The organism is Pseudomonas sp. LP_7_YM, from assembly GCF_004364435.1.
In the GTDB taxonomy this organism is placed as follows: Bacteria; Pseudomonadota; Gammaproteobacteria; order Pseudomonadales; family Pseudomonadaceae; genus Aquipseudomonas.
Window position 1 is genome coordinate 156,622 of sequence record NZ_SOCT01000001.1, and the last position, 12,339, is coordinate 168,960.

Sequence of the window (12,339 nt, forward strand, 5' to 3'; positions counted from 1 at the left end):
TTGGCTGAACCATGGATGCAGACATTGCGGATCTTTCACTGGCGGCGGTGGCCGGGGCGATTGCCGACCCGGCGCGTTCGCGCATGCTCTGCGCGCTGCTGGACGGCTGTGCGCGCACGGCCACCGAGCTGGCCGCGTTGGCCGACATAGGTGCCTCGACCGCCAGCGGCCACTTCGCGCGTTTGCGCGAGCAAGGTTTGGTGGAGAGGCACGTGCAAGGACGCCATCGTTACTACCGGCTGGCCAATGCCCAAGTAGCACGTGCGCTGGAAGCGTTGCTGTCGATCAGCGACCACAGCGCGGCGCCGTTCAGGCCCAGCACCCCCTCTGCGCTGAAACACGCCCGGACCTGTTACGACCATTGCGCCGGCGAAATTGCCGTGCGCCTGCATGACGCGCTGCTGGGCGGCGGCGCCATTGAGCTCAGCGGCAAGGATTACAGGCTGACCGACCAAGGGGCGGATCTGCTGAACAGTCTGGGGATCGACGTTGACGCCGTAGCCCAGCAGCGACGGCGTCTGGCCTACCCCTGCATGGATTGGAGCGAGCGCGCGCCGCACATCGGCGGTGCGGTGGGCGCGGCGTTGCTTGAGCTGATGCTCAAACGCGGCTGGGTCACGCGCCATCTGTATTCCAGAGCGCTCAGCGTGACTGCCAAAGGTACAGCGAGCCTTGCGAAAACCTTCGGGCTGCAGCGCTCGATCACGGTGGCCGCGCAGTGAGAGGCGGCCCTGCAGGTGTCGCAGGTGTGGGGCGTCACCGAACCCACGCGCAGAGTCAGCCCGCGGATTGCCGCGAGCGCCAGGTCCAAGACTGCGTGTAGACTTTCGCCCGACCCTCGGGACCGCTCAGCGCTGGTCCCTTCGTTTCTGATTTGTGTAAGGCGTACTTATGGATCTGCGTCAGCTGGAAGCTTTTGCTGCTGTGATGTCGGCGGGCAGCGTAACTGCTGCGGGGAAAATGCTTGGCCGCTCTCAACCGTCGGTGACGCGGGTCATTCAAGAGCTGGAGCAGGAACTGGGTTTTGCGTTGTTCGAGCGCAGCGGGCCGAAGGTCACCCCGACGCACAAGGCTTTCATGATGTATGGCGAGGTCGAAAGCGCGCTGCTGGGGGTTCGCAATATCCGTCAGCGTGCGCAGCACATCGCTCAGGAGGAAAACCATCAGATCAAGCTGGTGGCGATCTCCGCGCTGGCGTTAGGCCTGTTACCCAGCGCTCTGTCGCGCCTGCCGGACAACCTGCGCCCGCAGCAGATCCAACTGCAGAGCATGTCGCCGGAAAACGTGGTGCAGGCGGTGCTGACCAAGACCATGGACCTGGGCGCCGTCAGCCTGCCGCTGGAACATCGCGGTCTGGACATCCACTGGATCGGTGAGGCGCCCTGTGTTGCGGTCTTGCCCGCTGACTCGGCGCTGGCTGCCCATCCGATATTGTCCATGGAGCAACTGGTGGAGCAGACCCTGATCACCATGGCCAATCCCTACCGTTTCCGGCGGCGCATCGACAAGGCCTTTCACGATGCGGGCGGCAAGGCGCCGCGCATGCTGGACACCAACACCTCATTGATCGCCATGCAGATGGCCAGGGTCGGGCTGGGCGTCGCGCTGGTCGATCCGTTCACGGCCATCGGGGTGCCGCTGGAGGGTGTCGTGGTCCGGCCAATCGCCTGCAATGTCCCGTTTTTCTTTGGTCTGATTTCGGCGTTCGCCAGCCCGTTATCAGACGTCGCGCGGGCGCTGATCGATGAGATCGCAAGCTCAGCCAAGCGCTTGCTGCCGGAGATGGTGATGCATGAAGCCGGTGCTCACGATGCGCTGTTGCAGAGCATCTACGCCGAATAGTTTGATGGCATTTCCGTCTCACTAATTCCCTTAAGGAATATCAATATGCTTTTTTGCGCGTTGCGAGAATAAAAAGCGCCTTTTAGTATTCGGTTTCAGCATTCAAAGCCTTTATGAATTCAATTTTTGAAATTCTGGAACGCTTTTTGAAGTGATTAGAGTCAAGCGTCGAGCACTTCCCTCGACCGCCACGCCGAGTACCCACTATGTCCGATGTAACTCCACCTGCTGGCCTCGAGGCTCTGGAGGCGCGCTTGCGCCAGGATCTGGCCTGGCTCGACCTGCCTGCCAACCCGTGGGTCAAGCAGCGTGTCAGCGAAGGCACTCCGGTGCTGGACGTGGCGATTATTGGCGGGGGCATGGCCGGTCTGGCGCTGGCGGCAGAGCTGCGTCATCTTGGGGTGGCTGCGGTGATTTTCGATCAGGCCGCTACCGGTTTTGAAGGCCCTTGGGCGACCACCGCTCGCATGCAAACCCTGCGCTCGCCCAAACAGCTCACCGGCCCGGCCCTGGGCTTGCCTGCGCTGACCTTTCGCGCCTGGTTCGAGGCGCAGTTCGGCGCTGACGGCTGGGCCGCGCTGGACAAGATCCCTCGTCTGCAATGGGCCGAATACCTGCGCTGGTATCGCAGGGTGCTGGCGCTGGATGTGCGCAACGAGCACCGTGTGGCCCGTGTTGCTCCGCGAGCGGACGGAATCGTCGAGCTGGACGTGGAAACGGCACGGCAGCCGCTCCATCTGCTCGCCAGGCATGTGGTCCTCGCCACGGGGCGCGATGGTCTAGGTGGCCCCTGGGTCCCGGCGTTCGCGCAGCAAGTGCCGCGTCATCTGTGGGCGCATTCGGCGGACGGTCTGCAGGACGGCTGGTTCGCAGGCAAGCGGGTTGCCGTGATTGGCGGCGGGGCATCGGCAATGGACAGCGCTGCCACCGCACTGGAGGCCGGTGCAACGCGCGTCGACCTGCTGATTCGCCGCGCCGAGCTGCCACGCATCAACAAAGGCAAGGGCGCGGGAAACCCCGGCATGACCCACGGCTACTGGCGCCTGCCCGATGCGTGGAAATGGCGCATTCGCAACTACCTCAATACCCAGCAAGTGCCGCCGCCCAGGGGCAGCACGCTGCGCGTCTCGCGTTCGGGCAAAGCACGCTTTCTGCTGAATTCCCCGGTGCTGTCGTTGCAAGAAAATCCAGCCGGCGGGGTGTACCTGCAAACGCCCAGCGCACGCATCGAGGCAGACTTTGTGGTGTTCGCCACCGGCTTTCGTACCGACTTTGCGCTGCGTCCGGAGTTTGCCCCGTTCTCGTCGCAGATTCGTGTCTGGCGGGATCGTTTTCAGGCGCCTGCCGACGAAGCGGACGCCGAACTGGCTGAGCTTCCGGACCTGGGCAACGGCTTTGAGTTTCAGGAGAAGACGCCCGGCGCCTGCCCGGGCCTGAACCATATCCACTGTTTCAGTTATCCCGCTGCGTTGAGCTATGGCGCGGTGTCCGGGGACATTCCAGCGATCAGCGAAGGCTCCAAACGGCTCGCTCACGCATTGGCCGGGCAGCTGTTCAACGAAGACATCGAACAGCATTTCGAGGCCATGCAGCAGTACGCCGAACCCGAACTGCTGGGTGATGAGTGGGTGGCCAGCCAACCGGGCGCCGACGAGTTGCGTACATGATCGGCTGGACAGTACGACGGCTGGCCCAGTCGCTGCTGGTCATTCTGTTGATGACGCTGGTGGTGTTCATCGGCCTGAACGCCATCGGCAATCCGATGGACATTCTGGTGGGCGAGGACCTGAACCAGGCCGAACGCTTGCAGGCCATCGCTCACCTGGGGCTGGATAAACCTTTGTGGCAGCAGTATCTGCTGTTTCTTCAGGGGGCTGTTCACGGCAACCTCGGCCAGAGCTTCGTTTATCACGAAGACGCCATGCGCCTGATTCTGCAGCGCCTGCCGGCGACGTTCGAGCTGGCGTTCAGCGCCCTGTTTCTGGCGGTGGTGATCGGCGTACCGCTGGGCATGTTCGCCGGGACCTACCCCGATCACCCATTGTCGCGCTTGATGATGGCCAGCAGCATCGTGGGCTTTTCCCTGCCGGCGTTCTGGGTCGCCCTGATGATGATCATGCTGTTTTCAATCAAGCTCGGCTGGCTGCCGGCAAGCGGTCGCGGCGCTACGCGTGAACTGCTCGGCGTGCAGTGGTCGTGGCTGACGCTCGATGGCTTGCAGCACTTATTGCTGCCTGCGCTGAATCTGGCGCTGTTCAAGATTTCCCTGGTGCTGCGCCTGACCCGAGCCGGTGTGCGTGAGGTGCTGCCCCAGGAGTTCGTCAAGTTCGCACGGGCCAAGGGCCTGTCGCCGATGCGGGTGATGTGCATGCACGTCATGCGCAACACCATGATTCCGGTGGTCACCGTGCTAGCCATGGAATTGGGCTCGACCATCGCCTATGCGGTGGTCACCGAAAGCATCTTTTCCTGGCCGGGCGCGGGCAAACTGATTCTGGACAGCATCAACACCCTGGATCGTCCGGTGGTCGTCGCTTATCTGATGGTGGTCGTGGTGATTTTCGTAGTTCTGAACCTGATCGTCGATGGCCTGTATTACCTGCTCGATCCCCGTGTACGTGTCGAGGCCAGCCGATGAATAGCGTTTCCAAAGCCGTGCCGGACGTTGTACGTCTGCAGGCGCAGTCGCCCTGGCGTCGGGTCGCGGTCGAGTTCATGGGCTCGCCCACGGCGGTGGTCGCTCTGCTGGTGCTGTCGGTCATCGTGCTGATCGCCTTGTTGGCGCCGTGGATCGTGGTGCAGAACCCCTACGACCTGATGCAACTTAACGTGCTGGACGCTCGGCTCGCACCAGGCAGCGTCAACATGGACAGCGGCTACACCTACTGGCTCGGCACTGACGGCCAGGGTCGCGATCTGGTCTCGGCCATTATGTACGGCCTGCGCATCAGCCTGTGGGTGGGTATCGGCTCGGCGCTGATCGCGGCGGTCATCGGCACGCTGCTGGGGCTGGTCTCGGCCTACGTCGGCGGCTGGCTCGACGCATTGCTCATGCGTCTTGTGGACCTGCTGCTGTCCTTTCCCGTGATTCTCATGGCGCTGATGATCCTCGCCTGGCTGGGCAAGGGCGTGGGCAATGTCATGCTCACCCTGATCCTGCTGGAGTGGGCCTATTACGCCCGCACCGCGCGCGGTCAGGCGCTGACCGAAAGCCGCCGCGAATACGTCGATGCCGCGCGCGGTCAGGGCATCGGTCCATGGCGCATCGTGGTCGGCCACATCCTGCCCAATTGCTTGCCGCCGCTGATCGTCATCGGCGCACTGCAGATCGCCCGCGCCATTACTCTGGAGGCGACGCTGTCGTTCCTCGGCCTGGGGGTGCCGGTCACCGAACCCTCGCTGGGGCTGCTGATCGCCAACGGCTTTCAGTACATGCTCAGCAACGAATACTGGATCAGCCTGTTTCCGGGGCTGGCGCTGCTGATCACCATCGTCGCGATCAATCTGGTCGGCGACCGTCTGCGTGACGTACTGAATCCGAGGTTGCAGCGATGAACCTGCCTGAAGCGTCCGTGGCGACGATTCCGACGCTCGACGTGCGCAATCTGTGCACCTCGTTTTACACCCGCGCCGGCGTGTTGCCTGCGGTGCGCGACGTTTCATTGCGCGTTGAACCGGGGCGGGTGCTGGGGCTGGTGGGCGAATCCGGGTCCGGCAAGTCGGTAACCGGCTTCTCGATTCTGGGACTGGTCGACGCGCCGGGGCGCATCAGCGGCGGGCAGGTGCTGTTCAAGGGCCGCGACCTCACCGGGCTCTCGCCTGCGCAGCTGCGCGACTTGCAGGGCAACCGCATCGCGATGATCTTTCAAGACCCGATGATGACCCTTAACCCGGTGCTGCGGGTCGACACGCAGATGATCGAAGCGGTGCGCGCCCATCGTCCGCTGAGCAAGCGCCAAGCCCGGGAGCATGCCGGGCGCACCCTGGCGTTGATGGGTATTCCCAGCCCGGAGGAACGCCTGAGTGCCTATCCGCATCAGTTATCCGGTGGCATGCGCCAGCGCGTGGCCATCGCCATCGCCATGCTGCACTCGCCAGACCTGATCATCGCTGACGAGCCAACCACGGCCCTGGATGTGACCATTCAGGCGCAGATCCTCAGTGAAGTGCAGAAGCTGGTACGCGAGCACGGCACTTCGTTGATCTGGATCACCCACGACCTGTCGGTGGTGGCGGGCCTGGCCGATGATGTGGCGGTGATGTACGCCGGACGCATCGTCGAGCAGGGCTCGGTGGCCGATGTGCTGGACCGCCCGCAGCACCCTTACACGCAAGGCTTGATCGACAGCCTGCCCAGCCGCAATCGCAGGGGCGAGCGCCTGCGGCAGATCCCCGGCATGGCGCCCGATCTGCTGTCGATGCCGGTCGGTTGCGCGTTTGCGCCGCGTTGTTCGCGGGCCTCTGCACGTTGCGCCGAAGCGCCACCGATGCGCGAGGTCGCACCCGGTCAGACCGTTCGATGCTTTCACCCCGGAGCCGCCGATGCACAGTGAACAGATCCCGCTGATCGAGTTGGATCAGGTCAGCAAGACGTTCGGCAAGGTGCCGGCCGAGCACTCGGTGCAGCATCTGCTGCAACGCCTGCGACTGAGCAAACCCAAGCCTGTGACCCACGCGGTGGACCGGGTGGACCTGCGCATTCATCGCGGCGAAGTGGTGGGGCTGGTGGGGGAGTCGGGCTGCGGCAAGTCCACCCTCGGACGCATGGTGGCCGGGCTGCTGCCGGTTTCATCCGGTACCGCATCAGTGGACGGCAAGCCTCTCGATACCCTGACCGCACAGCAACGCCATGCGGTGCGCCTGAAAGTGCAGATGATCTTTCAGGACCCGTCGTCGAGCCTCAATCCACGGCTGCGGGTCGATCGCATCGTCGGCGAAGGCGCGCTGTTGCATGGCCTGACCGACAAGCGTGGCTTGGACGATTACGTCAGTGCCCAGTTGCAACGCGCCGGGCTGAGCCCGCAGTTGCGCCAGCGTTATCCGCATCAGTTCAGCGGCGGTCAGCGCCAGCGCATCGGCATCGCCCGCGCCCTGGCAGTGCAGCCTGAACTGCTGGTGTGTGATGAGTCGGTCGCCGCGCTGGACGTGTCGATTCAGGCGCAGATCCTTAACCTGTTCATGGACCTGCGCGATGAACTGGGCCTGACCTATTTGTTCATCAGCCACGACCTGGGCGTGGTCGAGCACCTGTGCGACCGGGTGGTGGTGATGTACCTGGGCCGGGTGGTGGAAAGCGCCTCGGTCGATGACCTGTTTGCCCGCGCCAATCATCCCTACACCCAGGCGCTGCTGGCGCAGATTCCGCGTTTCGATATTCGCAGTACCCGATATGACGCGATCAAAGGGGAAATCCCCAGTCCGCTGAACCCGCCCGCCGGGTGTCATTTTCACCCTCGCTGTCCGCACGCCACTGTGCGCTGCCGCGAAGAAGTCCCGGCGCTGAGGGAGGTTTCGCCCAACCACCTCAGTGCCTGTCACCTCAACGACTACCGATGAGCGAGCGCATCGACGCTCGCCGCGCCCACTGCCTTTGCGTACAAGGAAATCTCCATGCAACCACGTGTTCGTTCATTGATCGCTTCGGCGCTGATTCTTGCGGCTGGCAGCGTTTCGGCGCAGACCCTGCGCATTGGTTACGCCGACCCGGTTTCCTCCCTCGACCCGCAGTTGAACAACTATGCCGGTGACCGTTCGGTGGCGCTGCACGCTTTCGAATCGCTGGTCAATCGTCACGACGACAAAACCCTGCCGGGTCTGGCCAAAAGCTGGAAAGTGCTGGATGACACCACCTGGCAGTTCGACCTGCGCGACGACGTCAAATGGCAGGACGGCACGCCGTTGACCGCCGACGATTTCGTGTTTTCCTTCGAGCGTGCGCGCAACGTACCGGGCAGCGTGGCTTCCTATGCAGGCGCCACGCGCACGGTCGAATCGGTGAAGGCCCAGGATGATCACACGCTGATCATCAAGACCCGCACGCCGAACGCCAACCTGCTGCCGGACGTGGATTCGATCTACATCGTCAGCCGCCACACGGGCGCCACTGCTAGCAGCGCCGATTACAACTCGGGCAAGGCCATGGTTGGCACCGGGCCTTATCGCTTTGTTTCGTATGTGCCGGGCGATCGCACCCTGTTCGAACGCAACGACAGCTACTGGGGCGCGAAACCGACCTGGGATCAAGTGGATTTCCGCTTCATCGCCAACGCCGCCAACCGCACTGCCGCGTTGCTGGCCGGCGATGTCGATGTGATCGATAAGGTCTCGCCGACCGATGTCGAGCGGCTGCGCAAGACACCCTCGGTGAACGTATTCGCCTATCAGGGCTTGCGCGCGCTGATCATCCAGCCGAGTTTCCGCCAAGGGCCGAACGCGTTCATTCGCGACAACGCCGGCAAGCCGCTGGCCGAGAACCCGTTGCGTGACGTGCGCGTGCGCAAGGCGCTGTCGCTGGCGATCAATCGTCAGGCCATCGACGAGCGCATCATGCAGGGCACTGTGACCGAGGCCAACCAGTGGATGCCGGCCAACACCTTCGGCTACAACCCGCAAGTCAAAAACATTCCGTACGACCCGAAACAGGCCAAGGAGCTGCTGGCGCAAGCAGGCTTTCCCGACGGTTTCCAGCTGACCGTCCATGTGCCGGGCGATCGTTACCCGCAAGCGCCCGAAGCCATGCAGGCGGTGGCGCAGTTCTGGTCGCGAATCGGCGTCAAGGTCCAGCTTGAAGTGCTGCCGTGGGCGGTGTACGCAGGCAAGGCCAACAAGAACGAACTGGCAATCAGCGTGATCGCCTGGGGCAATGGCACCGGCGAAGCGGCCTACGCGCTGACCAACATCCTGACCACCGTCGACAGCAATAAAGGGCAGGGCGCCTCCAACTGGGGCCATTACAGCAACCCGTTGGTGGACAAGGCGCTGATCGATGCCACAGCCGAGTTCGACGAAGCCAAGCGTCGCACCCTCCTTCAGGACTCGGTCAAGGTCGTCAGCGACGACGTCGGCATCATCCCGCTGTTCCACTACCAGAACATCTGGGCCGCGCGCAAAGGCTTGAAAGTCGAGCCACTGGTCAGCGACCGCACCGCTGCAACCATGGTCACCGAGCAACCTTGAACCCGTCTCGCTGCTGCCCGGCACGTTGCCGTGGCACTCCCGACACTTTGCAGGAGTCATCATGACCTCGACCACTCCCACCGCTGTCGCCACCGACCTGCTCGACAGCTTGCTGGATATCCAGCCCGGCGCGCCGCTGCACGCGGTTCGCCATGCGCGTGACAAGGTCGCCTCGGCGACCCAGGCCAGCCAGGCGCTGTTCTTCGCCCCGGCGCTGGAAAACAATCTGTCGCTGACCGAGCGTCTGTGGGTGGGTTACTACGCCGCCTACCTGACGCCACAGCCATTGCTTGCCGCTCATTACCTCGACCAACTGCAGGCGCAGGGCATCGACAAGGTGCTGCGTTCCGACATCGAGTCCGGCGTGCTCGATGCTCTGGCCGATGCGCGGCTGGCGGCGATCCTGCGTTTTACCCGCACCCTGATCGAATCACCGGTTCACGGTGACCAGCAGGCTCTGCAGGCGTTGCAGCAGCAAGGTCTGAGCACCGAGGAAATCGTCGTGCTCGCGCAGTTGATTGCGTTTTTGTCTTATCAGGTACGTTTGGCCGCCGGGCTCGGGGCCTTGCGCGCAGCGGGAGAGGCACAATGAGCGACGTTATTCGCGATAACGGATTCACCAATCAGGTGCTGGGCTGGAAAGCCTGGTTACCCACCGTCGATCTGGCAAGTGCCTCTGCCGAGCAACTGGCCGTGCTGGAGGAAAGCCACCCTCAGGCCAAGACCTCGGACTACTACCTGACCCTGGCGCACCACCCGGGCATCCTCCGGCAGCGCTCGCAAGCCTTTAACGCGATCATGTACGCGCCCGGCGGCCTTTCCCGCGCCGAGCGCGAACTGGCGAGCACTGTGGTTTCGCGCATCAACCGTTGCGTCTACTGCGCGTCGGTGCATGCGCAGCGCTTCGAACAACTGGCCAAGCGCAACGACGTGATCCGCGAAATCTTCGCTGATCCCGCCACTGCCGGCACCACCGAGCGCGAGAAAGCGATCGTTCAGTTTTCCATCGAGCTGACCCTGGAGCCGGCCTCGTTGAACGCCGGTCACATTCAGGCACTGCGCGAGCATGGCCTGGACGATGGACAGGTGCTCGACCTGATTCACGCGATCTCGATTTTCGCCTGGGCCAATCGCCTGATGCTTAATCTGGGCGAACCGGTGTTCCCCCAGGCTTGACCCCAGAACGCGGAATCCGAAGGGCCAAAACCGGCTGCCGCACCTGCCTCACCGGCCCGCGGATTGTTGGCAGACGTTTGGCGTGGGGGCGAGGATGATCCGCACCGCATAAGCCGTTCCGAACAGGAGCAATGCCAGACCGACGGCCTCAGCGGCGCTCGGCCACCGGCCGTGAAAGGCCAGTCCGAGCACCGTGGCGAAGAATGACTCCAGTGCGATCAATTGCCCGGACAGCACCATCGGCAGGCGTTGCGAGGCGAAATTCCAGGCCCAGGCGCCGACCACCGACGAGCACAGCGCAATCAACAAGGCCCAGCCGTAAAAGTGCAGCGCGTCTGGCGTTGCCATCCCCGGAGCAGGCAAGTGCAACCGATTCGTGGCCCAGGCCGCGGACGTCAGCAGTGAGGCGGCAAGGCCTGCACCGATCATCATCAAGCAGGTCCAGGCAGCGGTGGCCCGGCTGGGCAGATGCTCCATCGTCGCTTGATTGATGACGCTGAACGACAGCCATAACAGCACTGCACTGAGGGAAAACGCCAAGCCGGCCCATACCTGCAAAGCCGCACCGCTCGAAGGATTTAGCAGCGCCAGATTGATCAGCAGCAGACCCAGGCCCAGCGCACCAATGGGCATCACCAGTTGGCTCCAGCGCAGCGAGCGGTGTTGCGCGTTGCCGAGCAACGCTTGCAAAACGGGCACGGCACCGATAAACGCAGCGATTAGCAACGGCCCACCGTAGATCACGCCGCCTGCGATGCAACTGCTATATGCCAGGTAACCCAGCACGCCGAGCCCCATGCCGGTGAGCCATTGTCGCGGGCTCAGGCCATGCAGTTGAGTACGGTAAAACGGCAGCAGCACAGCACCGAGCACGCCGGCCATGATGAACCGCACCAGCATGAAATCGGCAACGCCGTAGCCCTGCAACACGTAAGGCGCGATGAAGTTACAGGCCCAGCACAGCGTTGCCAGCGCGGCACAGGCCACGCCTTGCAGGAGGGTCGAGCGCGATGAGGTCATGATTGAATCCTGCGTAAACCCGATCCAGGGAGCGATTGATACCGGTGGGGGCGGATCCTTCGCGAGAAAACCTTGGGCGAAAGAGACGTATCCAATGAACCTCAGTCTCGCGAATGAATTCGCTCCACACAAAGGCAGTCACCAGCGTATGAGTTCATCTTGCCGATCGGCAGCGCTGTGCTACAAATGATGTCTTCGTTGCCATGCATTACTGGAGATTATGAATAAGCTCGGCAAATCCCTTCCGCCGCTGGCCAGTCTGCTGCCGTTCGAGGCAGCCGCCCGGTTACTGAGCTTTTCCCGCGCGGCCGAGGAGCTTAACCTCACCCAGGCGGCGGTCAGCCGGCAGATTCGGGCGTTGGAACAAGACCTTGGCATCAGCCTGTTCGAACGCCGCAATCGGGCGGTATTTCTTACCGATGCGGGGCGTGAGTTGAGCGTCAGCCTGAGTCATGCATTGCGCGAGGTCGCCAGCACGGCGGATCGCCTTCGAGGGGTTTTGCGCAAGAGTGAAGTGGTGCTGCTGTGTCAGCCTTGTGAAGCATTCCACTGGTTGATGCCCCGGCTTTCGAGTTTTCACCAGCAGTATTCGTCAATCGACCTGAAGGTGGTGACCAGCATCAGTCCGCTGACCGAGTTTCAGGGCTATTTCGACGTCGCGATGCAGAGCAGCAATCGTGATCATGGCTTGCATCCATTGCTGTTCACGGCGCCCGACGAGGTGTTCCCGGTCGCCAGCCCGCTTTATCTGCAAGGGCGCACCTGCATTGGCCTTGATGAGTTGGCCAGCCACACCTTGCTGCATCACGACTCGCTGCCTGCTTATCAACTGGAATGGGACACCTGGCTGGCGACGTTCGGTCATCAGTTGCCCGCCGAGGCTGGCGGGCTGGTGTTCGACCACTATTCCTTGATGCTGCACGCAGCGGTCGAAGGTCACGGCCTGGCAATGGGTTGGCGACGCACCTCACAGCGCATGCTGGACAGTGGCGTGCTGATAGCACCGTTCGGCCAGAGCGTTCACCTGGCCGAAGCGTTGTCGGTGTACCGCCGTCATGGCCCGACACCACGCGAGCAGGTGAACCTGTTGATCGAGTGGTTGTGCAGCGAACTGACATGACGCAG

General features: G+C 62.9%; 12 protein-coding genes. 11 read left to right on the top strand and 1 reads right to left on the bottom strand.

The genetic code is table 11. The annotated features are described in order from the left end of the window. Positions 1 to 11: 11 nt before the first annotated feature. From EC915_RS00780 to EC915_RS00825, 10 genes are all read left to right on the top strand, one after another. Positions 12 to 722 (top strand): helix-turn-helix transcriptional regulator, encoded by a 711-nt coding sequence (locus EC915_RS00780; RefSeq protein ID WP_133748624.1) that lies wholly within the window; start codon positions 12 to 14, stop codon positions 720 to 722. 169 nt (positions 723 to 891) lie between these two features. Further along, positions 892 to 1,842 (top strand): LysR family transcriptional regulator, encoded by a 951-nt coding sequence (locus EC915_RS00785; protein WP_133748625.1) that lies wholly within the window; start codon positions 892 to 894, stop codon positions 1,840 to 1,842. A gap of 206 nt (positions 1,843 to 2,048) precedes the next feature. Beyond that, on the top strand, positions 2,049 to 3,509 hold the full coding sequence (locus tag EC915_RS00790; RefSeq protein ID WP_133748626.1) for an NAD(P)-binding domain-containing protein: 1,461 nt from the start codon (positions 2,049 to 2,051) through the stop codon (positions 3,507 to 3,509). Next, entirely contained in the window at positions 3,506 to 4,480 is a 975-nt protein-coding gene (locus EC915_RS00795) for an ABC transporter permease (RefSeq protein WP_133748627.1), read from the top strand. The genes EC915_RS00790 and EC915_RS00795 overlap by 4 nt, the downstream gene beginning before the upstream one ends. Further along, on the top strand, positions 4,477 to 5,397 hold the full coding sequence (locus EC915_RS00800) for an ABC transporter permease (protein ID WP_133748628.1): 921 nt from the start codon (positions 4,477 to 4,479) through the stop codon (positions 5,395 to 5,397). The genes EC915_RS00795 and EC915_RS00800 overlap by 4 nt, the downstream gene beginning before the upstream one ends. Further along, positions 5,394 to 6,395: an ABC transporter ATP-binding protein gene (locus tag EC915_RS00805; RefSeq protein WP_133748629.1), complete on the top strand. Its 1,002-nt coding sequence runs from the start codon at positions 5,394 to 5,396 to the stop codon at positions 6,393 to 6,395. The genes EC915_RS00800 and EC915_RS00805 overlap by 4 nt, the downstream gene beginning before the upstream one ends. Next, positions 6,385 to 7,398 carry an ABC transporter ATP-binding protein gene (locus tag EC915_RS00810; protein WP_133748630.1) on the top strand — a complete coding sequence of 338 codons (1,014 nt, stop codon included), beginning with the start codon at positions 6,385 to 6,387 and terminating at the stop codon, positions 7,396 to 7,398. The genes EC915_RS00805 and EC915_RS00810 overlap by 11 nt, the downstream gene beginning before the upstream one ends. Positions 7,399 to 7,452: 54 nt before the next feature. Continuing rightward, entirely contained in the window at positions 7,453 to 9,018 is a 1,566-nt protein-coding gene (locus EC915_RS00815) for an ABC transporter substrate-binding protein (protein WP_133748631.1), read from the top strand. A 61-nt stretch (positions 9,019 to 9,079) separates the two neighbouring features. Further along, entirely contained in the window at positions 9,080 to 9,610 is a 531-nt protein-coding gene (locus tag EC915_RS00820) for a CMD domain-containing protein (RefSeq protein ID WP_133748632.1), read from the top strand. Beyond that, entirely contained in the window at positions 9,607 to 10,194 is a 588-nt protein-coding gene (locus tag EC915_RS00825) for a peroxidase-related enzyme (RefSeq protein WP_133748633.1), read from the top strand. Before EC915_RS00820 ends, EC915_RS00825 begins: the two co-directional genes overlap by 4 nt. A gap of 48 nt (positions 10,195 to 10,242) precedes the next feature. Here EC915_RS00825 and EC915_RS00830 read toward each other — a convergent pair whose 3' ends face one another. Next, a complete protein-coding gene (locus EC915_RS00830; protein ID WP_133748634.1) occupies positions 10,243 to 11,214 on the bottom strand; it encodes a DMT family transporter in 972 nt (323 codons plus the stop codon). Positions 11,215 to 11,434: 220 nt separating this feature from the next. Here EC915_RS00830 and EC915_RS00835 point away from each other — a divergent pair, with 220 nt between their 5' ends. Beyond that, a complete protein-coding gene (locus EC915_RS00835; protein ID WP_133748635.1) occupies positions 11,435 to 12,334 on the top strand; it encodes a LysR family transcriptional regulator in 900 nt (299 codons plus the stop codon). The last annotated feature ends 5 nt before the right edge of the window (positions 12,335 to 12,339 follow it).